We start from the raw sequence: 19,251 nt of genomic DNA on the forward strand, positions 1-19,251 counted from the left end.
GGCTTAAGCGGGTCGGGCGAATTCGGCTGCGGTTCGGCAGTGCCCGAAGGGGCGCGGGGAACTGCGCGACCAGCCACGACGGCGCCGCAGCGAACGACGGCGCATCGCGGCACCTCCAGCGGAGCGCTCCGCGCTCAGTTCCCCTGGGCGCGCATGTTCAGGGCGTCCTCCACGATCGCCGTCAGCTGTTCGTGGTGGGCGCCCTTCCAGTACGCGCGCTTGCAGGAGCGGCACTGGGCGAACACGTCGTACGACTCTTGCGTGCCGTGGCGCAGCTGGTCGGCGACCTCGTCCTTGGTGGCTTCCTTCAGGAGGCCGTTGCAGGCCGTGCACCGGGTCCAGGGCTGCAGTTCGGGCGCGAACCGGTCGAGGACGTCGCGGAGTTGCTGCTCGGGGTCGGTGCTGTAGACGTAGGCGCCCGCCCACAGTTCGCGGCGGCGCAGCAGCCCGCGGTCGCGGCTGAGCATGACGCGCTGCTGCGCCGCCGAGCGCGCGGCGAGCGCCGGGTCGCCGATGTCGGTCGACTCGTACGCCGCGTCCACGCCGAGCAGCCGCAGCCGGCGGGCCAGGGTGCCGAGGTGGACGTCGAGGATGAACCGCAGGGGAGCGCCCGGGACCAGCTGGGGGCGGGCCACGGGCTGGACGGCGACCGACTCGCCGTCGGCCGGGATGTGCGAGACCCGTACCTCGCGGCCGTCGACGAGCAGGGCGCCGACCTCCGTGAGGGGCACCCCGAGGGACTCGACGACATGGCCGAGGGTCGAGGCGCCGTCGACGGCGAGCGCGGTGGCTCCGGCGCGCCGGGCGTGCGGGACGAACAGGGCGAGCTCGGGGGCGATTTCGACGCGGATCTCAAGTGCGTTCACCTGGTCAGGATGGCATGCGGAGACCCCCGGGATCAGCGGGTTTCCCTGCCGAGGCCGTGTTCCAGGACGTCCAGCGTGCGGTCGACGAGGCTCGCGAAGTCGTCCTTGTGACCCTGTTCGGCCCAGTACAGGGACGTCTCCATCAGGCCGCCGATGAGGGACATCGCGTAGACGCGGACCTCCAGGCTGTCGGGGTCGCGGCCGGTGCGCTCGCCGATCGCGGTGCAGATCATGCGGCCGGTGACCGACATGCTCTCCATCATCCGCGAGCGCACGGCCGGGATCTGGACCATGAGGTGGGTGCGCAGCCGCGCCACCTCGATGTCCTCCTCGATGCCCTGGCGGATGCCTTCCTTCATCACGTACCGCATGGTCTCCGGTACCGGCTCGTCCGCCGGGCGGGCCCGCAGCTCCTCCAGGAGGATCGGGTCGTACTCGTCGGTGAGCACGATGTCCTCCTTGGTGGGGAAGTAGCGGAAGACGGTCGAGGGCGACACCTCGGCACGCTCGGCGATCTGGTCGATCGTCGTCGCGTCGTACCCCTGTTCCTTGACCAGCGCGTAGGTCGCGGTGCGGATCGCCTCGCGGGTCTTGATCTTCTTGCGCTCACGCAGGCCCACCTGGGGGCGGTCGGCGGGAGAGCTGAAAGGTGAGGCCGTCATGTGGCTCATTGTCGGGCATCGGCCGTGGCGTCGGCCATGGCGGTGTCGTCCGCGGCCGTGTGCGCGGCCGCGGACGCCCCCGGCAGGAACGCCGCCGCCAGCAGTGCGGAGACGAGCGCGGCGATCGCGCACACCAGCATGGCCAGGCCCATGCCGTGCACGTAGGCGCTGTTCGCGGAGGCGGCGAGATCGGGCAGGTGGGCCTTGTCGGCGATCAGATGGGCGGCGACGACCGAGTCCCCGGCGGTGTCCGCGGCCGCGGCGGGCAGGCCGCTGACGTCGAGGCGGTCGCGGAAGGCGCCCGCGAGCAGGCTGCCGAGCAGGGCGATGCCGATCGCGCCGCCGACCTGGCGGAACGTCATCAGCAGGCCGGAGCCGCTGCCCGCCCGGTCGGACGGCAGGGCGCCCAGCGCGCCGGACATCGCGGGCACGACCGAGAAGCCGAAGCCGAGCCCGGCGAGCGACAGCCAGAGCGCGACGAAGCCGTAGCCGGAGTCGACCGTCGTCCGGCTGCCGAGGAGGGCGGCGAAGGCCAGCACCACCAGGCCCGCGCTCACCACGGCCCGCGACCCGAAGCGGGCGACGACCGGCTGCGCGGTCCGTGCGGCGACGATCAGGCCGCCCATCATCGGCAGCAGCCGCACACCGGTGCCCAGGGAGTCATGGCCGAGGACGGCCTGGAGGTACGGCGGCAGGACGAACATCAGTCCGGACAGCACGAACATCACGAGGGTCGCGGCGAGCGCGTTGAACAGGAATCCGCGGTGGGCGAGGAGCCCCATGTCGAGCATCGGCCGCACGGCGCGCCGCTCGCGCAGCACCAGGGCGGTGATCAGCACGACGGACGCGACGAACATCGCGACGACCAGCGGATCGGTCCAGCCGCGGGTGGGCGCCTCGATGATCGCGTAGATGAGCGTGCCGAGGCCGGCCGCGGTGAGCGCGGTGGAGACGGCGTCGACCTTGGGGGAGGCGGGGTCGCGGGTCTCCGGCAGCAGGAAGACGCAGGCGGCGATGCCGATCGCGGCCATCGGGAGGTTGATCAGGAAGACCGAGCCCCACCAGAAGTGGTTGAGCAGCCAACCGCCGAGGATGGGCCCGAGCGGCAGGCCCAGCGTCGAGCCGGCGGAGACGATGCCGACGGCCTTGGTGCGCTCCTCGGGCGTGAAGAGCGAGGGCAGGACCGACAGCGCGAGCGGGGTGACCAGCGCGGCGCCGACGCCCATGAAGGCGCGGGCGGCGATCACCGTGTCGACGCTCCCGGCGAGGGTGCCGACCAGGGAGCCGACGAGGAAGATGCCGAGCCCGGCGATCAGCATCCGGCGCCGGCCGAACCGGTCGCCGAGGAGTCCCGCCGGGAGCATCAGCGCGGCGAACACCACGATGTACGCGTCCGCCATCCACTGCTGCTGGCCGGTGGTGGCGCCGAGCTGCTCCGCCATCGTCGGGAGGGCCACGTTGAGGATCGTCGTGTCGAAGCCGAGCGTGAGCATGCTCGCGACCAGGGCGCCCAGAGCCCACCAGCGACGGGGGTCGGTGCCCGTCTCGTAGTCGTGCGTGACAGTAGCCATGAATTGAGAGTAGCTCTCAAAAGGTGGTACCTGTCAATCGCGATGTGCTGGCAAAAAAAGAACCGGCCACGGCGGGGAGCCGTGACCGGGGAGAAGGCGGAGAAGCGACGGTTACGCGTGCTGGTAGGCCACCAGGGAGATGCCGACGTAGTGGACGACGAACGCGGCGAGCGTGAACGAGTGGAAGACCTCGTGGAAGCCGAACCAGTGCGGTGAGGGGTTGGGGCGCTTGATGCCGTAGATGACGCCGCCCGCGCTGTACAGCAGCCCGCCGACGATCACCAGGACCAGCACCGCGATGCCGCCCGTCCGCATGAAGTCCGGCAGGAAGAAGACGGCCGCCCAGCCCATCGCGATGTAGCACGGCGTGTAGAGCCAGCGCGGGGCGCCGACCCAGAAGACCCGGAAGACGATGCCGGCCGCGGCCGCGGCCCAGATGCCCCACAGCAGCCACTGCCCCTTGGCGCCGGGCAGCAACAGCATGGTCAGCGGCGTGTACGTGCCCGCGATGATCAGGAAGATGTTCGCGTGGTCGAGTCTGCGCAGGATGCCGTCCATGCGCGCGTTCCAGTTGCCCCGGTGGTACAGGGCGCTCACGCCGAAGAGCAGGCAGGCGGTGAGGGCGTAGATACCGCAGGCGATGCGGCCGCGGGAGGAGTCGGCCAGAGCGGTCAGCGCCAGACCGGAGATCAGTACGGCCGGGAACATGCCCAGATGCAGCCAGCCGCGCAGCTTGGGCTTGATTTCTTGCGGCAGGGAGAGCGCGACGGGGCCGCGGCCGGCGGCCGGCGTGTCCGTGGGCGCGTCGGGGACGGGCGCAGTCATACCCCGAATCGTACCTACGGAACCGTAAGTTATGGATCAGTCCGACGAGATGCGCGGCGAAGAGTGGCCATCGTCTCACGGGAGTTCGGTCAAAAGGCTGTCGTCCGAACGTCATGTGGACGCAAAGCGTCGTCCGTACACCTGGCGGGGTACGTGGCCATCCTCACTCCGCTCACCTGTGAGGCCCTATGGACATATGGGCGGAACGGTCGGATGATCAAATGAGTGCGGTCGACACCGGATGAGCGCCAAGGTCACCATCGAGAAGCATCCGGGTCGCAGCCCCCACGGGGCCTCCAACAAAAAACCCCTCTTTTAGGAGCAATCGTGGCGCGCGACATCGCGGCTCCCCCCGTCATCCCCACCGACCACCAGGAACTCGTCTCCTGGGTGAACGAGATAGCCGAACTGACGCAGCCGGACAACGTGGTCTGGTGTGACGGATCCGAGGCCGAGTACGAGCGACTGTGCGAGGAGCTCGTCGGCAAGGGCACCTTCCGCAAACTCGACCCGATCAAGCGCCCGAACTCCTACTACGCGGCCTCCGACCCCACCGACGTCGCCCGGGTCGAGGACCGCACCTTCATCTGCTCCGAGCAGGAGGAGGACGCCGGCCCGACCAACCACTGGAAGGCCCCCGCCGAGATGCGGGAGATCTTCTCGGGGGAGAAGGGCCTGTTCCGCGGCTCGATGCGGGGCCGCACCATGTACGTCGTCCCGTTCTGCATGGGCCCGCTGGGCTCGGACCTCTCCGCCATCGGCGTCGAGATCACCGACTCCGCCTACGTCGCCGTGTCCATGCGCACCATGACCCGCATGGGACAGCCGGTCCTGGACGAACTCGGCGCCGACGGGTTCTTCGTGCGTGCCGTGCACACGCTCGGAGCGCCGCTGGCCGAGGGCGAGGCGGACGTCCCCTGGCCCTGCAACACCACCAAGTACATCTCGCACTTCCCCGAGAGCCGCGAGATCTGGTCCTACGGCTCCGGCTACGGCGGCAACGCCCTGCTCGGCAAGAAGTGCTACGCCCTGCGGATCGCCTCCGTCATGGCCCGCGACGAGGGCTGGCTCGCCGAGCACATGCTGATCCTCAAGCTCACCCCGCCGCAGGGCGCGTCCAAGTACGTCGCGGCGGCCTTCCCCTCGGCCTGCGGCAAGACCAACCTCGCCATGCTGGAGCCGACGATCTCCGGCTGGACCGTGGAGACCATCGGCGACGACATCGCCTGGATGCGCTTCGGCGAGGACGGCCGGCTGTACGCGATCAACCCCGAGGCCGGCTTCTTCGGCGTCGCGCCCGGCACCGGTGAGCACACCAACGCCAACGCGATGAAGACGCTGTGGGGCAACTCGGTCTTCACGAACGTGGCGTTGACCGACGACAACGACATCTGGTGGGAGGGCATGACGGAGGAGACCCCGGCCCACCTCACCGACTGGAAGGGCAACGACTGGACGCCGTCCGCGGACGCCCCCGCCGCCCACCCCAACGCCCGCTTCACCGTCCCCGCCGCACAGTGCCCGATCATCGCGCCCGAGTGGGAGGACCCCAAGGGCGTGCCGATCTCGGCGATCCTCTTCGGCGGGCGGCGCGCGAGCGCGGTCCCGCTGGTGACGGAGTCCTTCGACTGGAACCACGGCGTGTTCCTCGGCGCGAACGTGGCGAGCGAGAAGACCGCCGCCGCCGAGGGCAAGGTCGGCGAACTGCGCCGCGACCCCTTCGCCATGCTGCCGTTCTGCGGCTACAACATGGGCGACTACATGGGCCACTGGGTCGACGTCGCCAAGGGCAAGGACCCGGCGAAGCTCCCGAAGATCTACTACGTCAACTGGTTCCGCAAGAACGACGCGGGCAAGTTCGTCTGGCCCGGCTTCGGCGAGAACAGCCGCGTCCTGAAGTGGATCGTGGAGCGGCTGGAGGGCAAGGCCGAGGGCGTCGAGACGGCGATCGGCGTGCTGCCGGCGAAGGGCGCGCTGGACACGGCGGGTCTCGAACTCGCCGAGGCGGACCTCGACTTCCTGCTCACGGTCGACAAGGAGGTCTGGCGCGAGGAGGCGGCGCTGGTCCCCGAGCACCTGAACACCTTCGGCGATCACACGCCGAAGGAGCTGTGGGACGAGTACCGGGCGCTGGTGCAGCGCTTGGGCTGACGCCCGCCCTGTGATCGGCGAGGCCGCGTACAACGGCGTATGCGGTTGTGGGTCTGTCGTCGGTTCCCCGTCCGCCCCGACGGGGAGCCGACGACGGACCCTCGCCTATGCGGTTTTTCGGGTGCGGGCCGGTGGGGGCTGGTCGCTCCCCCACTCTCGGCTGCGCTCGAGCGGGGGGACCCCCATCGCGGCGGAGCCGCAAATTGACACAGCCCCGCGCCCCTAAGGGTGTTGCTGTGAGCGGTCTTCCAAGTAGCGGGTGTGGGACTCCTGGCGTCTGGCCTCCGTCTCACGCAGCGCGGTCGCCAGGCGCTCCGCTTCCTCCTGGAGCAGTGTCAGCTGTCGTTCCAGGTGGCGTTCCGGGGGTTCCTGGCCCGGGGTCATCCTCGTCCACCAGCGTGCCCTGACGAAGCTGTCGACCGCCTCCGGCACGTCCTGCCGTACCGCTCTCGACAAGGTGTGGATGCCCTCCGGGTCCTGGGCGAGGATCTCGGCGACCCAGCCGGGGTCCAGCAGGGCGGTCAGCAGGGTGGTGAGTTCGGTGAGGCGGCCGGCGGCGGCCGGGGGCAGGTCGATCTCCGCGAGGTACGCGCCGAGCCGTTCGAAGTCGGCGCGCAGTTCGTCGAGTTGGGCGGACGGGTCCGGGAAGTCGGGCAGCGGGGGCCGTTCCGGCGGGGCGATCAGCGCGCCCGCGCCGTAGAGGCCGAAGACCACGACCGGCCAGTACGGGCCCGCGACGCCGGTGAAGGTCAGGATCAGGCCGACCAGTCCCGCCGCGCTGCCGGTGATGTTCTTGCGGGACTCCAGGTATCCGACGAACCTGCCGGCGTATCTACTGGTAGCCACGGATCTCCTCGAAGGCGCCGTCCAGCGAGCCCTTCTGGGCGTCGAAGAGCCGGCCGCCGGTCAGTTCGGCGATGTGCTCCAGTTCGCCCCGGTCGGAGTCGCCGAAGAGGATGGGGAAGACGGGGATGTCCTGCCGTTCGGCGCTGAGGCCCCGGTAGAAGCCGTCGAAGTCGTCGGCCTTCGCGCCCGCCGTGTTCTCGCCGTCGGTCATCAGCACGATGGAGGTGAACGCGTCCCGGTCGGCGCCGAGGTGGTCGTACGCCTTCTCCAGCGAGGTGTAGATGGCCGTGTCCCCCTCGGCCGACAGCGCCTTGGTGTCCTTGCGGATCGCGGCGAGCCCGGTGTCGGGGTCGGTGGGGGAGACGACGTGCGTTTTGACGCTCTTCACGTCCGAGCCGAACGGCATCAGCGTCACCTCCTCGCGGTCGCGGAAGTCGGCGGTCAGGTCGGTGAGGGCGGCCTTGAGGCGGCGCAGCCGGTCGCCCGACATCGAGCCGGAGGTGTCGAGGACGTACACGGTCCGCGAGGGGCGGCGCAGTTCGTTCTCGTAGGCGTCGAGCAGTCCGTCGGCGACGGACCGGGTGCCGGGGAAGGGCAGTTCGCGCCGGCGGGTGGTGTCGAGTCCGGGCGCGGGCGGCACGGAGGCGACGACCGGGCGGCGGTGCGTCTTGGCGGTGATCAGCCGCTGGACGGCCTCCGTGCGCAGGGCGTCGGTGACCCGCTTGACGTCGTCGCGGGTCGTCGCGTCGGTCGCGGCGAGGGAGGAGAGGGGGTAGTCGGCGGTGACGACGCCGTCGGTGGGGCGGATCACGGTCAGTCCCGGGATGCCCTTCAGCACGGACTCGTAGTTGAGCAGTGCGTCGACGTCGCCGCGCCGGGCGTACGCGCTCGCCAGCCAGCCGGACGAACCCGAGGTCAGCTGCTGCCCCTTGAAGAACTGCTTCAGCCTCGGGGTGGCCTTCGCGACATCCGCGTCGGTGAGCGCGGACTGGGCTCCCGAGAGCGCCGAGGCGACCGAGACGAGGGTGGAGAAACCGGAGTTGGAGCGGGCCGGGTCGGTCATGCCGTAGGTCAGCTTGCCGTCCTGGACGGCCTGTTCGATCTGCGACCAGGTGACCTGGTCGGCTTTCCAACCGAGGGAATCGAAGGTGGCCGTCTTCACCCCGAGGGCCACCGGGCTCGACATGATCGGCGTCTCCGAGACGACCTTCTTCGCCGCGTCGGGGCGCAGCCGCAGATAGTCGTCGGACGACAGCCACACGGCGTCGTACCTGCCGTCCGTGCCGGACTTGGCCAGTACGTTCACGGCGTCCAGGGTGCCCATGTAGGTGGGCCGGATCGTGACGCCGGTGTCCTTGCGGACCTGCTCCAGGACGGGGGCCATGTCGCTCAGCTCGCTGGAGGCGAGGACGCGGAGGGTGCCGGGCCGGGCGGCCTCGGGGTCCTTCTCGTCCCCGTCGGCCGCCGCCGAGCAGGCGGTGAGCAGCAGGGCGAGGGCGGTCAGCGCGAGGAGCGGCCTGAAGGGCTGTCTCATCCGAGGCCCCCTTCCAGCGCGCCGCGTGAGCGGCTGCGGTCCAGGTAGCCGCTGGCCTGCTGGAGTTCGGCGGTCAGGTTCTCGACGGTCACCGCCATGGCCTCGGTCGCCTGCACCTTGTAGGAGTCGATGGTGTCGAGGGTGCGGTAGATCTGCTGGAAGGCGGCGCGCAGGGTCTCGGCGCCGACGGCCGGGTCGGCGGCGATGCGCTGGATCTCCCCGCTCTGCGTCGCCAGCATCTCCGCGTTGCCCCGGATGAGGTCCTCGGTGGTGCCGCGCAGGGCGTTGACCTGCTCGATGACCTTCTTCTGGTTGTCGAGCGCGGAGGCCAGCATGACCGAGATGCGCAGCGCCGAGACCGTGGTCGTGGCGGCCCGGTCGACGCCCTTGATCAGCTCGTCGTTGTTGCGGCGGACGACGTCCATGGCGAGGTAGCCCTGGGCGCACACCGCGAGCTGGGTGAGCAGGTCCTGGTGCTTCTGCCGGACGGGGAAGAGGACGTCGGCGCGCAGGCTGTCGGCCCGCTCCGGGTCGGTGAGCTGGGTGCCGGAGATCTGCTGTTCGACGGCCGAGTCCAGGGCGTCGGTCAGCACGATGTACTCCTGGAGCTTGCCCATGGTCTCCCAGAGCCGGACCCGCTCGGTCTGCAACGCGGCGTTGTCGCGGCGCAGTTCGTCCTGGCCGCCGCGCAGCGAGCCCACGATCTTGTTCAACGTCCCTTGCGCGGAGGCGTACTTGGCGACATGGTCGCGCAGCTTGTTGCCGCCGGGGAGCTTGGAGAGGAACTTGCGGCCCTTGCTCGCCGGCAGGTCCCTCGGGTCCAGGTCCTCGACCACGCGCCGGAGTTCGACGAGCGAGCCGGCGACCTTCGACTGGGCGTCCCCGCCCTGGTCGGGCAGGCTCCGGATGGTCCGCTCCAGCATGCGGTTGGACTGCGCGGCGGCCGTGCGCATCTCGCCGGCGCCGAGCGCGGTGATCTCGCCGACCTTGCCGACGAACTCGGGCGAGCGGGCGTCCATCGCGGCGAGCCCCTCGACGTAGGCGGCGGCCTTGGTCGCCATGTCGGTGCGGACGGAGTCGTCGACGGGGACGAGTCCGCCGGCCCGCTCGCGCGGCACGGCGGCGACCGCCTCGGGCGGGGTGAGGGTGAAGACGTCGTCACCGCTGAGGGTGGGCTGACTGCTGTTCTGACTGGTGTTGTCGAAGCTGTTCATGAGGTCTCCCGTTATCCGCGCGCCCGTCGCGCCAGCTCGTGCAGCACCGCGGAGGTGGGCACGGGCGCCTGGCGGACGCCGGTCAGTTGCTGCTTGAGGTAGGTGCCGGCCGAGGCGAACTCGGCGGCGACGCCCTGCGGACGGAACCCGTGCCGGATCTCCAGCTTGCGCAACCCCGGTTCGGTGGACAGGAGTTGGGCGAGTCCGGCGCCGTTCTCGGTGAGCGGTACGGCGGTGTGGTCGCTGTTGACGGTGGTGTCCGGGTAGAGGACGACCAGGTCGTCCGGCTGCTGTCCGTCCGCGAGGAGCGAGGCGACCTGCGACTCGTAGACCAGGACGAGCGGATTGCCGGCGCCGCTGACGAAGTCCCGGAACGCCGCGTCCGTGCCGGTCTGCTGGGCGCCCTGGACGCTGACCAGCTTGTGCAGCAGCGGCGCGGCCTTGTCGACCTCGGCGTCGCTCGCGACGACCTTGCCGCCGTTGGCGACGTAGGACGCGGCGGCGAGATAGAGCGCGCCGGAGTTGGAGGTCTCCGGGTCGGTGCTGGAGAGGTAGAGGGTGCCGGTCAACTCCCCGTACTTCTCGGCGCCCTTGAGCTGCTGCCAGGTCCGGTCGGCGCGGGCCGCGTCGAGATAGGCGGCCATCTTCAGCGTGCCGCGGTGCGCGGCGTCCAGCGTGGCCAGGCCGTTGCCCGCGAGCACGTCGGCGGCGTTCTTGTGCGCCACGACGACGAGGGGCGAGTAGAAGGGGCGGGGGAGGGTCCCCTGCACCTTGTACTTGGCCGCGAGCTCGACGGCGGGCGCCTGGCTGCTCGGGAACGCGAGGTCGTACCCCTTGAGGTCGAGTCCCTCCATGGCCCAGGACCCGGAGGTCTCGGCCTTCACGGTGTAGCCCTTGGCGGCGAGGGCCTTCACCACGTCCGGGTCCGCGAAGAACTCCGCCTTCTCCGACCCGATCACCGTCCGCACGGTCTTCGTTGCCGTGCCCTTGTCCTCATCGCTGCGACCTGCGACGACGGCGACCACCACACCCGCCGTCAGCAGTACCGCGAGGACGATTCCCACGATTCGTCTCACAGACGGATCGTGCTCCCGGAACCCCACATTCCCGGGTGCTCCGAATGAACACGGGGCAACACACAAGCTCCGGCCCTGCAACACCCCTAAGGGGCGCGGGGAACTGCGCGATCAACCACAGCGCACCCGCACCCGCAAATGAGGCGCGACCCAGACGGCGAATAGGCGCCCCCCGCCAAAGCCACGCAGTGCATGGCTCCCGGTCCGCGCGTCGCTGCGGGTGCACGCGGACCGGGGCCGTTCGGGGTTTCCGGGGGAGTCCCCCGGAGGGTTCAGCCGGCGGTGTTGCTCAGTTCCCTGGGTTCCGTCAGAGCGGCCGTGTGCGCTTCCATGCGCTGGGCCGCCAGGATCGCCGCCGTGGTGTCCGCGCGGGACGCGGCGACGAGGAGGGCGCGGCCCGCCAGGGCGTTCGCCCGCTCGTGCAGCACCGCGAGGTGCGGCTGGGCGGCGGGGGCCGGGCGGACCGGAGTCCGTCCTCCCCGCAGCCGGGTGACCTGCTGCGCGAGCCGGGCGGCCGCGGTGTCCAGGTCGGTGGACGGGGCGGTGGCCCGCAGCTCGTCGGTGACGGCGAGCAGCGCCGCGAGATGACCGGCGAGCTGGATGTCCAGCTCCTCCTCGCGGGAACGGTGGGGGAAGTCCGAGGGTGTGCCGGCCATCGTGGTGTGGACCGACTTGGTGCGGATCGGTTCGTACATGAGGATGGCCTCCTGTGCTGTCAGGAAACCATCCTAGCTTAGATTTCGTCTAAAGTAGACCAACGGCCGAAGCCCGGTCGAGGCTGCCCTCACGCCTGGCCGAAGCCGCCCTCACGCCTGGCCGTAGCCGTCCAGGAAGCGGGCGATCCGGCCCACCGCGTCGCGCAGGTCCGTCGCCGTCGGCAGGGTGACGACCCGGAAGTGGTCCGGTTCCGGCCAGTTGAAGCCGGTGCCCTGGACGACCATGATCTTCTCCCGGCGCAGCAGGTCCAGGACCATCCGCCGGTCGTCCTTGATCTTGAAGACGCCGGGGTCCAGGCGCGGGAAGAGATACAGCGCGCCCTTGGGCTTCACGCAGGTCACGCCCGGGATCTGGGTGAGCAGCTCGTACGCGACGTCCCGCTGCTCCTTGAGCCGGCCGCCCGGCAGCACCAGGTCGTTGATCGTCTGGCGTCCGCTGAGCGCGGCCACGACCCCGTGCTGGCCCGGCATGTTCGCGCACAGCCGCATGTTCGCCAGGATCGTCAGGCCCTCGATGTAGGAGTCGGCGTGGGCGCGCGGGCCGGAGATCGACATCCAGCCGACCCGGTAGCCGGCCACTCGGTACGCCTTCGACATGCCGTTGAAGGTGAGGGTCAGCAGGTCCGGGGCGACCTTGGCGGTCGGGGTGTGCGTGGCGCCGTCGTAGAGGATCTTGTCGTAGATCTCGTCCGAGCAGATCAGCAGGTTGTGCCGGCGTGCGATGTCCGTCAGCCCGCGGATCATCGCCTCGTCGTACACCGCGCCCGTGGGGTTGTTCGGGTTGATGATGACGATCGCCTTGGTGCGGTCGGTGACCTTGCGCTCGACGTCGGCGAGGTCCGGCATCCAGTCCGACTGCTCGTCGCAGCGGTAGTGCACGGCGGTGCCGCCGGAGAGGGAGACGGCCGCGGTCCACAGGGGGTAGTCGGGCGCGGGGACGAGGACCTCGTCGCCGTCGTCCAGCAGGCCCTGCATCGCCATGACGATCAGCTCGGAGACGCCGTTGCCGATGAAGACGTGCTCGACGTCCGTCTCGATGCCGAGCGTCTGGTTGTGCATGACGACGGCCCTGCGCGCGGCCAGCAGGCCCTTGGCGTCGCCGTAGCCGTGCGCCGTCGAGACGTTGCGGAGGATGTCCTCCAGGATCTCCGGCGGGCAGTCGAAGCCGAAGGCGGCCGGGTTGCCGGTGTTCAGCTTGAGGATGCGGTGGCCGGCCGCTTCCAGGCGCATCGCCTCTTCGAGAACCGGGCCCCGGATCTCGTAACAGACGTTGGAGAGCTTGGTCGACTGGATCACCTGCATGCCTGGGAGCTTACGGCCCGGTAACGCATCCCGTGGCGTGTTTTCCACCACGTGAGACGGGTGGTTTGAGCTGTTATCGCCGGTAGCTGTCCCAGGAATCACACCTGTCCCTAGAATCTGCAGCCATGTCCAGGTCAGGTGAGAGCGGTACGCCCCAGGTTCGGCCGATCGTGTACGACGCGTACGCCGAGTCCGACCCCACCTCTTACGAGCAGTACGCCGATCCGGCGGCGGCGCACGGATGGGAGAACGCGTACGACGAGACGCAGCGGCTTCCCCCGGTCCCCGCCGTGGAGGAGGGTGCGGGCGGTCGCGCGGACCGTCGGCGCGCCGTGCGGCGGACGGGCGGGTGGCGTTCGCGTCGGGTCGTGGTCGCGGCGGGCGCGGTGGGCGCGGTGTCGCTGGCCGCCGTGGTGGCGGGCCTGTCCTTGTCCGGTCCGGCGACCGACGATCGGCGGGGCGAGCGGGGCGGGAGTGCGGATACGCGCTCGTCGTCCGACGACACGGTGAGCCCCTCGGCGTCGCCGTCCCCGTCCGCGGGCGGGCCCACCGGTTCCGCGGGGCCGGGCCCGTCCGCGTCGACCACTGCCGCTGCGGCGCCGTCTGCGGGCGGTACGACGCCCTCGGCGCCCGTGGACGCCTCTTCGGCCGGCGACCCGACGGCGAGCGACCCGGCCTCTTCGGCGGCGCCGGGATCCGGGAAGGGCAACTCCGGGAAGGGGCGGGGGGCCGGCAAGGGGGGCAGGTAGGCGGGATGCTCACCGGCTCCCGCCCGGCCGCTTCCCGGCGGCCGAAAACCAACCCCCGCCTGCCCCGCCGGCACGCCGGCGATCGCTCAGGGCAGCGTCCAGATCTGGGTGGTGATGACGTAGAAGACCACGACCCAGAACGCCATCAGCGCGGCGACGACGCCGAGGCCGACGAGGTCGGTGCGCCCCGCGGGCTCGTCCGGGGGCGGCCGCAGCCACCGTCCGAGGAGCCGGTTCACGTAGTGCGGCATGGTGAGGAAGCTCATCAGGAAGCTGGACAGCAGGTTGCCCACCAGCAGCCCGAGCCAGAGCGGCATGCCCAGCGGCGACAGGGCCAGCGTCAGCAGCACCACGGTCGGGTACAGGCCGACCCAGACGGCGATGGACGTCTTCGTCTCCGAGGGCGGCGGCGCTTCCTTGCCGTTCTCGTCGAAGGCGAACCAGCTGCCGAACGAGTTGTCGATCGTGCGCAGTCTGAAGTCGTTGAACTTCGCGCCTTCGGCGAGCAGCTCCTGCCGCCTCGGGGACGTCAGCCAGGCGTCGAGGTGCTCGGCGCTGTCGAATCGGTACATCGTGGTCCAGTCGTCCTGGACCCCCTCGACCGGACGGAACAGCTCGGTCCCGCGGAAGCCCTCGAACTTCTCCTCCTCCGCGCTCATGCGGCGCTGCCAGGCGAGGAACTCGTCCACGTGGCCGGGGTCGACGCGGTGGGTGATCACGACCGTCACCAGCGGATCCGCCGGCCGGTCGCCGCCGCTGACGACCTGCTGCGTGCCGGGGCCGTCCAGGTAGGTGTCGCCGACCTCCAGGAGGCGCTGTCGGGTCGCGCTGTTGATCCACGCCTGAAGATGGGCCACCGAGTCGAAGCGGTAGACGACCACCCATTCGGGTTGCAGCTTTGTCGGCCGGGACACCTCGACGCCGAGATACCCCGCGTAGTCGGCGGCGGCCGCGTTGACGTCCTCCTGCCATGATGCGTACTGCTGTTCGAGTCCGGGCAGGACCTTCTGGCCGATGATCGCCGTCGCCGCCGCGCCCGCGTGCTGTTCGGTGCTCATGAGCCCGGTCCCGTCGACACCGACTGCTTCTCGATGAGCCGGCTGTAGATCCGCTCCGGACTCAGCGGCAGCGAGCGGAAGCGGACGCCCGTGGCGTCATGGAGCGCGTTCGCCAGCGCCGGGGCCACCGGGTTGATGCAGCACTCCGCCATGCCCTTCGACCGCAGCGGGCCGACGGAATCCGTGGAGGCCACGAGGAGCACATCGGTGCGCGGAACGTCGGCGTAGGTGGGGATGCGGTAGTTGCGCAGGTTCGGGTTCACCATGACGCCGTCCGCGTCGATGTGGTGGTTCTCGGTCAGCGCGAACCCGATGCCCTGGGCCACCCCGCCCTCCACCTGTCCGCGCACCTGGGCGGGGTTGACGACCGCGCCGGCGTCGGCCGCCTGGACGCTGTGCAGGATGCGGATCTCCCCCGTCACCCGGTGCACGGCGATTCGGAAGCCCTGGGTGTTGGAGGTGACGCTGCGCGGCGAGCCGTAGGCCTTGCGGGCGGCGGTGAACCGGATTCCGCGCGCCCGGGCCGCCGCGACCAGCGCGGCCAGCGGCACCCGCCGCTCGCCGCACAGGACGTCCTCCTCGCCCAGCGAGCACAGCACCGGATGGACGCCCGTGTACGCGGCGGCGTACTCCACGATGCGGTCGCGTACGGCGTCGGCCGCCCGGAGCACCGCGTTGCCCGACACGAACAGGCCCGCGCTCGCGAACGCGCCCGTGTCGAAGCCCGTGCGGTCGGTGTCGGACTGCACCAGCCGGATCCGCGCCGGCGTCGTACCGAGCTGGCCGGCCGCGATCTGGACGTGCGCGGTCGACGTGCCCTCGCCGAACTCGACCGTGCCGACGGCCAGTTCGTACACCAGGTCGTCGCCCAGCGTGACCCAGGCCTCGGAGATGTGCTCGGTCGGCGGCGCGGTCTCGTGCAGGGAGCTCGCCACACCGGTCCCGACGAGCCAGTCGGGGCCCGGGGGCGCCTGGCCCGCGGTCCGGGCCAGGGCCTCGCCCACCCGGTCGATGCACTGCGCGAGGGAGTCCTCGGTGAACGACACGTCGTCGGGGCCGTCGTGCAGGGCGACGAGCGGGTCGCCCGGACGCACGATGTTGCGGCGGCGCAGTTCGAGCGGATCGAGGTGCAGGGCGCGCGCCAGCTCGTCCATGGCCGACTCCACGGCGAACGCCGGCTGGGTCATCCCGTAGCCGCGCAGCGCGCCGCTCGGCACGGTGTTGGTGTACACGGAGTACGCGTCGTACTTCTTGTTCGGACAGCGGTAGATCATGACGGCCGCGCCGCCCGCGTACAGCGTCTCGCCGCCGTGGTTGCCGTAGGCGCCGGTGTTCGACACATTGCGGACCTGGAACGCCGTGAGGGTGCCGTCGGCCTTCGCGCCGAGCTTGACCGTCAGCGTCATCGGGTGCCGGGGCGAGGCCGTGGTGAACTCCTCCTCGCGGGTGTACTCGAAGGACACGGGACGTCCGGTGTCCAGCGCGGCGAGCGCCGCGAGGTCCTCCGAGATCACCTCCTGCTTGCCGCCGAAGCCGCCGCCCACCCGCTTGCAGAACACCCGGAGCTGGTCCGGGCGCAGGGCGAACAGATGGGCGAGCTTGACCTTCGCGATCGACGGCGACTGCGAACTGGTGCGGACGTTGAGCCGCCCGTTCTCCAGCCAGGCGATCGAGCCGTGCGTCTCCAGATGCGCGTGCTGCACCCGGGGCGAGGAGTACGTGCCCTCGTGGATCACATCGGCCTCGGCGAACCCCGCGGCGACGTCGCCGATGTGCGTGTGGATCTCCAGCAGCACGTTGTGGACGGGATCCAGGGCGAACGGATCCTCCGTGCCGTGCAGTTGCGGCGCGCCCTGTGCCATCGCGGCCTCGGCGTCGAACACGGCCGGCAGCACCTCGTACTCCACGACGACCTTCCGGCAGCCCTCCTCCGCCGCCCCGACCGTGTCGGCCAGGACCGCGACGACGCGCTGTCCGACGAAGCGGATCGTGTCGTCGAGGACGAACGTGTCGTCCGGGTCGACGAGATGGTCGGTGTGGATCGCCGTGGTGAAGCGCCTGCGCGGCACGTCCTGCCAGGTGTAGACGCGCCGCACGCCGGGGACCGCCAGGGCGGCGCTCTTGTCCACGGACACGATCCGGGCGTGCGCGTGCGGCGAGTGCAGCACCTTGAGGTGCAGCATGCCGTCCAGGCGGGTGTCCATCGTGAACTCGGCGCGGCCGGTCACCACGTCCTCGGCGGCCGGCGCGCCGACGCTCGTCCCGACGGCCTTGCCCGGCGCGGCACGCTCCACGCCCACGACGCCCCGCACGGCGTCCTCGACCGCCCGATAGCCCGTGCAGCGGCAGAGGTTGCCCTTCAGCGCCCGGGGCAGGTCCGCCCGCTGCGCGTCGGTGAAGGTCGCCGACGTCATGATCATCCCGGCGGTGCAGAAACCGCACTGGAACCCCGGGGCGTCGCGGAAGGCGCGTTGCACCGGATGCAGGTCGCCGGGGGCGCCGAGGCCCTCGATCGTCGTCACCTCGTGGCCGTCCGCGCGGAAGGCGGGGGTGATGCAGCTGTGCACGGGGTCGCCGTCCAGCCACACCGTGCAGGCCCCGCAGTCGCCCGCGTCGCAGCCCTTCTTGACGCCGTGGTGGCCGAGCGAGCGCAGGAAGGTGCGCAGACACTGACCGGGCGCCGGTTCCTCGGCGAAGCTCCTGCCGTTCACCAGGTAGTTCATGTCAGGTCACCGGTCTTGGGTGAGTTCGCGACGGATCTCTTCGGCGAAGTGCCGCGTCAGATGGCGACGGTGGTCGGGGGTCCCGTTGGGATCGGCGAACCAGAGTCCGGCCGGGACGGCGTCGATGCGCCGGCGCAGGGTGCGGGCGTCGGGCGCGCTGTCGAAGGCGAAGCGCACCGGGCGGGTGGTGCCGGCCGTGACGGTGAGCAGCAGGTCGCTTCGGCCCGGCGTCCGGGTGCCGATGAGGAACACCGTCGAACGGCCGAGCCGGGTCAGCGTGAAGCGGCGGTGCGCGGTGCGCTTGCGCAGTGCGTGGGCCGGGATGCCGACGCGACGCAGGATCTCCCCGGGAGCCAGCACATTGCGGTGGTCCCCGGTGACGAAGTCGACCGCGTCCACGACGCGCGTCGATCCGTCGGGAGCCCAGAGCTCGTAGCGGGCCTCCAGCGCGACCGTCAGCGTGATCATCGGGCCGGCGGGCAGGGACATGCAGATGTTGCCGCCGACGGTGGCCGAGTTCCAGACCTTGAAGGAGGACAGGAAGGCCTCGCAGCTCGCCGCGAGGAGGGGGCCCGCGATCCAGTCGCGCGGGGGCGCGTAGGCGTACAGGTCGCGGACGGTGCAGGTGGCGCCGATCTCCAGGCCCGCGTCGCTGGCGACCAGCGGCGCCCAGCCCAGCGCGGTCAGATCGACCAGTCGGCACAGTTGCGGCTGCTCGGTGGAGAAGAGCCATGTTCCGCCGGCGAGCCAGGCATCGCCCTCGCGCCAGTCCGCACCCGGCCGGTCCGACGGCGGTCGTCGGACGACTTCGGTGATGGTGTTCAGGTCCATGGTCGGGAGCCGATCTGTGAACTGCGCCCTTCTCCAGCGTAGTCCCGGAGGCCGAAAACCGACTCTTGATCTCACCCCTTACGGCACTAACAATGCGCATGACAAAAGTGTGCATGACAAGTCAGTGGGCGACCGGAAGATCTCCGGTCGCCTTGTCGTAAGAGGGGACCCCCACATGAGAAAGCCTCTCGTCGCCGCGTTCTTCGCCCTGGCCATCGCCGGGGCGGGCGCGGCACCCGCGGTCGCCGCGCCGGTGAGCGCGCCGGTGAGCGCACCGGCCCAGGCCGGGACGACGACCGCGACCAAGGCCTCCGCGCCCACACTCCAGGCCGTCACCCTCGCCGGGACCGTCGCGCTCAGCAACTGTTCCGGCTCGGTCATCCGCTTCCCCAACTCGCTGGCCACCGACCCGGCGCTGGTGCTGTCCAACGGCCACTGCCTGACGACCGGCTTCCCGGAGCCCGGCGAGGTGCTCGTCAACCAGGCCTCCAGCCGCACCTTCGGCCTGCTCAACGCCGCCGGCACCCGGGTCGCCACCCTCAGGGCCAGCAAGCTCGCCTACGGGACGATGACCGACACGGACGTCTCGATCTACCAGCTCACCAGCACCTACGCGACGATCCAGTCCGCGTACGGGATCGCCCCGCTGACCGTGCAGGACACCCACCCGACCGCCGGCACCGCCATCACCGTGGCCTCCGGTTACTGGAAGACGCTCTACAACTGCAGCATCGACGGGTTCGCGTACCGCCTGAAGGAGGGCGACTGGACCTGGAAGGACTCGATCCGCTACACCTCCGCCTGCCAGACCATCGGCGGCACCTCCGGCTCGCCGGTCATCGACCAGGCCACCGGCAAGGTCGTCGGCGTCAACAACACCGGTAACGAGGACGGCGAGACCTGCACGCTGAACAACCCGTGCGAGGTCAGTGAGAGCGGCACCGTCACCGTCCGCGAGGGCATCAACTACGCCCAGGAGATCTACCAGATCCCGGCCTGCTTCACGACCGGCAACCAGCTCAACCTCAGCGCTACCGCTTGCACCCTGCCCAAGCCGTAGCGCTCCGCCGGGTGCGCCGTTCTCGTCCGCGGGCGCGTGGGGGCTGGTCGCGCAGTTCCCCGCGCCC

16 protein-coding genes are annotated in these 19,251 nt (G+C 70.6%); 2 read left to right on the forward strand and 14 right to left on the reverse strand.

Annotated features, from left to right (window positions below; translation table 11 throughout):
* Positions 1-134 precede the first annotated feature (134 nt).
* The 4 genes from ACWCPF_RS08865 to trhA all read right to left on the reverse strand — a co-directional run bounded on the left by ACWCPF_RS08865 (position 135) and on the right by trhA (position 3,924).
* Complete coding sequence (locus ACWCPF_RS08865; protein ID WP_451044284.1) at positions 135-866, reverse strand: Mut7-C RNAse domain-containing protein; 732 nt, start codon at positions 864-866, stop codon at positions 135-137.
* A 32-nt stretch (positions 867-898) separates the two neighbouring features.
* On the reverse strand, positions 899-1,537 hold the full coding sequence (locus ACWCPF_RS08870; protein ID WP_451044285.1) for a TetR/AcrR family transcriptional regulator: 639 nt from the start codon (positions 1,535-1,537) through the stop codon (positions 899-901).
* Complete coding sequence (locus ACWCPF_RS08875) at positions 1,534-3,099, reverse strand: DHA2 family efflux MFS transporter permease subunit (RefSeq protein WP_451044286.1); 1,566 nt, start codon at positions 3,097-3,099, stop codon at positions 1,534-1,536. The genes ACWCPF_RS08870 and ACWCPF_RS08875 overlap by 4 nt, the downstream gene beginning before the upstream one ends.
* 111 nt (positions 3,100-3,210) lie before the next feature.
* The gene (gene trhA / locus ACWCPF_RS08880) at positions 3,211-3,924 is read right to left on the reverse strand and encodes a PAQR family membrane homeostasis protein TrhA (protein ID WP_451044287.1); all 714 of its coding nucleotides are present in this window, start codon (positions 3,922-3,924) and stop codon (positions 3,211-3,213) included.
* 327 nt (positions 3,925-4,251) lie between these two features.
* On the opposite strand from trhA, the gene ACWCPF_RS08885 reads away from it, so the two are divergent.
* Complete coding sequence (locus ACWCPF_RS08885) at positions 4,252-6,075, forward strand: phosphoenolpyruvate carboxykinase (GTP) (RefSeq protein WP_451044288.1); 1,824 nt, start codon at positions 4,252-4,254, stop codon at positions 6,073-6,075.
* A 222-nt stretch (positions 6,076-6,297) separates the two neighbouring features.
* Here ACWCPF_RS08885 and ACWCPF_RS08890 read toward each other — a convergent pair whose 3' ends face one another.
* The 10 genes from ACWCPF_RS08890 to ACWCPF_RS08935 all read right to left on the reverse strand — a co-directional run bounded on the left by ACWCPF_RS08890 (position 6,298) and on the right by ACWCPF_RS08935 (position 18,124).
* Positions 6,298-6,921, reverse strand: a complete 624-nt coding sequence (locus tag ACWCPF_RS08890; protein WP_451044289.1) for a hypothetical protein — start codon at positions 6,919-6,921, stop codon at positions 6,298-6,300.
* Positions 6,908-8,455, reverse strand: a complete 1,548-nt coding sequence (locus ACWCPF_RS08895; protein ID WP_451044290.1) for a substrate-binding domain-containing protein — start codon at positions 8,453-8,455, stop codon at positions 6,908-6,910. The genes ACWCPF_RS08890 and ACWCPF_RS08895 overlap by 14 nt, the downstream gene beginning before the upstream one ends.
* A complete protein-coding gene (locus ACWCPF_RS08900; protein ID WP_451044291.1) occupies positions 8,452-9,669 on the reverse strand; it encodes a toxic anion resistance protein in 1,218 nt (405 codons plus the stop codon). Before ACWCPF_RS08900 ends, ACWCPF_RS08895 begins: the two co-directional genes overlap by 4 nt.
* Positions 9,670-9,680: 11 nt before the next feature.
* Complete coding sequence (locus ACWCPF_RS08905) at positions 9,681-10,745, reverse strand: hypothetical protein (RefSeq protein ID WP_451044292.1); 1,065 nt, start codon at positions 10,743-10,745, stop codon at positions 9,681-9,683.
* 272 nt (positions 10,746-11,017) lie between these two features.
* A complete protein-coding gene (locus ACWCPF_RS08910; protein ID WP_451044293.1) occupies positions 11,018-11,440 on the reverse strand; it encodes an SCO4983 family protein in 423 nt (140 codons plus the stop codon).
* A gap of 111 nt (positions 11,441-11,551) precedes the next feature.
* Positions 11,552-12,763, reverse strand: a complete 1,212-nt coding sequence (locus tag ACWCPF_RS08915; protein ID WP_451044294.1) for a pyridoxal phosphate-dependent aminotransferase — start codon at positions 12,761-12,763, stop codon at positions 11,552-11,554.
* A 205-nt stretch (positions 12,764-12,968) separates the two neighbouring features.
* Entirely contained in the window at positions 12,969-13,499 is a 531-nt protein-coding gene (locus ACWCPF_RS08920) for a hypothetical protein (RefSeq protein ID WP_451044295.1), read from the reverse strand.
* Positions 13,500-13,598: 99 nt separating this feature from the next.
* The gene (locus ACWCPF_RS08925; RefSeq protein ID WP_451044296.1) at positions 13,599-14,570 is read right to left on the reverse strand and encodes an antibiotic biosynthesis monooxygenase; all 972 of its coding nucleotides are present in this window, start codon (positions 14,568-14,570) and stop codon (positions 13,599-13,601) included.
* A complete protein-coding gene (locus tag ACWCPF_RS08930) occupies positions 14,567-17,293 on the reverse strand; it encodes a molybdopterin-dependent oxidoreductase (RefSeq protein WP_451044297.1) in 2,727 nt (908 codons plus the stop codon). The genes ACWCPF_RS08925 and ACWCPF_RS08930 overlap by 4 nt, the downstream gene beginning before the upstream one ends.
* 6 nt (positions 17,294-17,299) lie before the next feature.
* Entirely contained in the window at positions 17,300-18,124 is an 825-nt protein-coding gene (locus tag ACWCPF_RS08935) for an FAD binding domain-containing protein (protein WP_451044298.1), read from the reverse strand.
* A 175-nt stretch (positions 18,125-18,299) separates the two neighbouring features.
* On the opposite strand from ACWCPF_RS08935, the gene ACWCPF_RS08940 reads away from it, so the two are divergent.
* Positions 18,300-19,184 (forward strand): S1 family peptidase, encoded by an 885-nt coding sequence (locus ACWCPF_RS08940; RefSeq protein ID WP_451044299.1) that lies wholly within the window; start codon positions 18,300-18,302, stop codon positions 19,182-19,184.
* Positions 19,185-19,251 lie beyond the last annotated feature (67 nt).

The sequence above is a fragment of the Streptomyces sp. NPDC001858 genome (genome assembly GCF_053594615.1).

Bases quoted from the DNA above. Each gene is read 5' to 3' on its own strand.
- ACWCPF_RS08870 (WP_451044285.1), bottom strand. From the start codon at position 1,537: ATGAGCCACATGACGGCCTCACCTTTCAGCTCTCCCGCCGACCGCCCC.
- ACWCPF_RS08875 (WP_451044286.1), bottom strand. From the start codon at position 3,099: ATGGCTACTGTCACGCACGACTACGAGACGGGCACCGACCCCCGTCGC.
- trhA (WP_451044287.1), bottom strand. From the start codon at position 3,924: ATGACTGCGCCCGTCCCCGACGCGCCCACGGACACGCCGGCCGCCGGC.
- ACWCPF_RS08895 (WP_451044290.1), bottom strand. From the start codon at position 8,455: ATGAGACAGCCCTTCAGGCCGCTCCTCGCGCTGACCGCCCTCGCCCTG.
- ACWCPF_RS08900 (WP_451044291.1), bottom strand. From the start codon at position 9,669: ATGAACAGCTTCGACAACACCAGTCAGAACAGCAGTCAGCCCACCCTC.
- ACWCPF_RS08910 (WP_451044293.1), bottom strand. From the start codon at position 11,440: ATGTACGAACCGATCCGCACCAAGTCGGTCCACACCACGATGGCCGGC.
- ACWCPF_RS08915 (WP_451044294.1), bottom strand. From the start codon at position 12,763: ATGCAGGTGATCCAGTCGACCAAGCTCTCCAACGTCTGTTACGAGATC.
- ACWCPF_RS08925 (WP_451044296.1), bottom strand. From the start codon at position 14,570: ATGAGCACCGAACAGCACGCGGGCGCGGCGGCGACGGCGATCATCGGC.
- ACWCPF_RS08930 (WP_451044297.1), bottom strand. From the start codon at position 17,293: ATGAACTACCTGGTGAACGGCAGGAGCTTCGCCGAGGAACCGGCGCCC.
- ACWCPF_RS08935 (WP_451044298.1), bottom strand. From the start codon at position 18,124: ATGGACCTGAACACCATCACCGAAGTCGTCCGACGACCGCCGTCGGAC.
- ACWCPF_RS08940 (WP_451044299.1), top strand. From the start codon at position 18,300: ATGAGAAAGCCTCTCGTCGCCGCGTTCTTCGCCCTGGCCATCGCCGGG.